1 protein-coding gene is annotated in these 3,315 nt (G+C 75.4%); it reads right to left on the bottom strand.

The window, feature by feature from the left end:
* On the bottom strand, nt 1–3,315 hold a 3,315-nt coding region (locus AC08OT_RS19700), incomplete at both ends, for a non-ribosomal peptide synthetase (RefSeq protein WP_476603177.1).

Raw genomic sequence — 3,315 nt, forward strand, 5'->3', positions numbered from 1 at the left:
GCCGCCGGCCGGGTGACCGGGAGGGCGGGGCGGCCCGAGCCGCGCACGAAGACGGCGTCGAGCCGGCCGGGGTCGCCGGGTCGCGGCGCGAGGGCCGCCTCGTAGCCCAGGGCATCGGCCAGCGCGTATACGTCGTGGGGGTCGACGGCGGCCGCCTCTCCGGCCTCAGCGCAAAACCCGGCCGCGGCGAGTTCGGCGGCGATCCGGGCGTCCGGGATCGCGGTCAGACGGACCCGCTCCGGCAGGCGGCCCCGGAGCAGCGCGCCGAGTGCCTCCACGCTGTCCACGTCGACGTCCCAGGCCAGAACGTCCCAGGCCGGGGTGAGCGGCTCCACCGCCCGGGCGCCGTCGACCGGGGCGGGTCGGCGCAGCACCACGTCGTAGCGGTGCCGGGTCAGCTCGTCGCGGTGGCGCCCCCGCTTGACCCGGACCGACACCTCGAGATCGGCCTGGGCCGCCAGGTCCAGGAAGAACGCCGGCGAGACCACCAGCTCCTTCTCCAGCAGGAGGCGCCGGTCGACGGCGGCCGCGAGCCGAGCCGGGTCGGGCCCGGGCCGCGGGCCGGGGCGGGCCAGCTCGACCGCGCTGTGGAAGGCGCGCAACCGGCCCAGGTCCCGGACGTCGCCGACGAACAGCGAGCCGCCCGGGGCCAGCAGGTCGAGCGCGCCCCGCAGCACCGAGGCCAGGTAGCCGGCGCTCGGGAAGTACTGGATCACCGAGTTGACGACGACCGTGTCGAAGAAGCCGGTGGGCAGCCCGTCGGTAAGGTGGGCCGCTTGGTGGCGCAGCTCGACCCGCCCGAAGCGGTCCGGGTCGGTGGCCAGCTCGGCCCGCAGCTTCGCGATGACGGGGGCGGCGAAGTCCGTGCCCCAGTACGCCTCGCACTCGGGCGCGAGCGGGCCGAGCAGCAGGCCGGTGCCGACGCCGATCTCCAGCACCCGCCGGGGCGCGAGTGCCCGGATGCGGTCGAGGGTGGCCGCCCGCCACTCCCGCATGTGCTCGAACGGGATCGGCTGCCCGTCGTAGCTGGAATCCCAGCCGGCGAAGTCCTCGACGAGCGCGGCGGTCGGGATCCGCTCGTACTCGTCGCTGTAGATCTGACGCCACTCGCCGACCTGGTCGGCCTCGATCGCGGCCGCCTCGGCGGGCGAGGGCTCGGCCGGCACGACGTAGGCGACGAGGCGCTTCGCGCCCGGCGTCGCCGGGTCGGCCGCCGCGATCACGGCGGACTGGCTGACCGCCTCGTGGCCGTCGAGGGCGGCGGTGACCTCGCCGAGCTCGATCCGGTGGCCGCGGATCTTCACCTGGTCGTCGGTGCGGCCGAGGAAGTCGAGGTTGCCGTCGGGGCGGCGGGCCACCAGATCGCCGGTGCGGTACATCCGCCCGCCCGGCCGGACCGGGTCGGCCACGAAGCGGGCCGCGGTCAGGCCGGGCTGGTCGAGGTAGCCCCGAGCCAGGCCGTCGCCAGCTATGTACAGCTCGCCGGCGACGCCGTCCGGGGCCGGGCGCAGCCAGCGGTCGAGCACGTAGACGGAGGTGTTGCGGATCGGCCGCCCGACGGTCGGCGTCGGGCTGTCGGCCGTCGCGGCCCCGAGGGTGTTGATCGTGTACTCGGTCGGCCCGTACAGGTTGTAGCCGGCCGTCCCGTCGGTGGTCCGCAGCCGGGTCCAGACGGAGTCGGGCACGGCTTCCCCGCCCAGCATGACCAGGGCCGGCCGGTGCCCGTCCGCGGGGTCGCCGCCGGTGGCCGGCCCGGCCTCGCTGGCCGAGCCGGTCCGCTCCAGCAGGCCGGCTTCGAACAGGTGGGCCGCGTAGGTCGGGGTGACGTTGACGACGTCGATCCGGTGGCGGTCGCAGTAGGCGACCAGCCCCTCGGCGTCTCGGCGCAGGTTCTCGTCACAGATGTGCACCTCGTGGCCCTCGACGAGCCAGAGCAGCTCCTCCCACGACATGTCGAAGGCGAAGGAGACGGTGTGCGCGATCCGCAGGCGCCGCCCGCCGGCCGCCGCCACCGTCGGGGTGAAGATCTCGTCCCGGTGGTTGAGCCACATATTCGTCAGCCCGCGGTAGGGCGTGACGACGCCCTTGGGCCGGCCGGTCGAACCGGACGTGTAGATGACGTAGGCCGGGTGGTCGAGCCGGTCCGCGCGGTCGCGGGCGAAGGCACCGAGCTCCGCGCCCGTCAGCGGGCCGGCCGGGGTGGCGGCCAACTCGGCGGCGACGGCCCGCTCGTCCAACGCGAGCCAGCTCGGGCTGCCAGACGCGCCGGCGGCGTCCGACGGGCTGGGGGCGTCCGGGCCGCCGGCCAGGTAGCGGCCGGTAGCCCGGGTCGTAACCAGCAGCGCGGCTCGCCCGTCGGCCACCATCTCCATCAGGCGCGCCGGCGGATGGTCCAGCTCGAGCGGCAGGTAGGCGGCGCCGGTGCGCAGGACGGCGAACAGGGCGACAACCATGTCGACCGTCCGGCCGAGCCCGAGCGCCACCACCGTCTCCGGGCCGGCGCCGTGCGCGATCAGTAGCCGCGCCAGCCGGTTCACCCGCTCGTCCAGGTCGCGGTAGGTCAGCCGCTGCTCGCCGCGGACCAGCGCGACCGCCTCGCCGGTCCGCGCGGTCCGCGCGGCGAGCAGGTCGGCGACGGTGTCCGTGCCGATCGGCAGCGCCGGGGCCGAGACCTGGTCCAGCCGGGCCCGCTCGGCCGGCAGCAGCGGGTCGAGGGAGCCCACCGGCGCGTCGAGGTGACCGGCCAGCGAGCCGACCATGGCCAGGAGACGGGCGAACAGCGCCTCGGCCCGCTCCGCCGCGACCACGTCCGCCCGGTATTCCAGCCGCGCGGTGATCCGGGCCCCGGGGAACAGCACGAACGTCAGCGGGTAGTGGGTGTGGTCGAGGCTGCTGCCGCCGATGATCCCGTGGCGGGCGCTGGTCGCCTCGTTCGCCACCTCGTCGATGAAGTTCTGCAGGACGTAGAGCGTGTCGAACAGCACCGGGTGGCCGCTGGCCCGCTGGATGTCACCGAGGCCCAGATACTCATGGTCGAGCAGGTCGAGCCGCGCCTCGGCGACCCGCCGCAGCAGGTCGCCGACGGTCTCGCGCGGATCGAGCCGGACCCGGACCGGGACGGTGTTCAGGAACAGCCCGACGACCTCGTCGATGCCGTCGAGCTCGGTCGGGCGGCCGGCGACGGTCGTGCCGAACACGACGTCGTCCGTACCGGTCGTCGCCGCCAGCACCATCGCGAGCGCCGCGTTGAAGATCGTGTTCAGGGTGACGCCGTGGGCGCGGGCGGCGGCCCGCGCGGCGGCCGCCGTCGCCGGC

The sequence above is a fragment of the Frankia sp. CgJB1 genome, from assembly GCF_977947065.1.